We start from the raw sequence: 466 nt of genomic DNA on the forward strand, positions 1-466 counted from the left end.
CAGCGCCCAGATGGGCGCGCTGAGCACCAGCCTGATCGCCAACGGCCTGACCACCGCGCAAGTTGTCGCGCTGAGCAGCACCCAGGTGGCCGGCCTGACCTCGCGCCAGATCGCTGCCCTGTCGACCGCCAACCTGGCCGCCATGGAAACGGTGGACTTCGCCGCCCTGAAGACGGCCACTGTCGCCGCCCTGAGCTCGGCCCAGATCGCCGGCCTGACCTCCTCGCAAGTGATCGCGCTGACCACCGCGCAAGCCGCCTCGCTGACCTCGGCGCAAGTGGCCGCGATGGAAACGGTCGACCTGGCCGCGATGGAAACGGTGGACTTCGTGGCGCTGAAGACCAGCGCCATTGCCGGCCTGAGCACCAGCCAGTTCGCCGGCCTGACCACCAACCAGGTCGCCGCGCTGACCAGCGGCCAGATCGGCGCGCTGAGCACCAACCTGATCGCCAACGGCCTGACCACC

At 69.5% G+C, this 466-nt stretch carries 1 pseudogene; it reads left to right on the plus strand.

Annotation, left to right across the window (positions count from 1 at the left end):
* A pseudogene (locus AC6H42_RS06175) lies at positions 1–466 on the plus strand (heme utilization protein); the annotation flags it as partial.

It is taken from the genome of Massilia sp. NBRC 108631, from assembly GCF_059704565.1.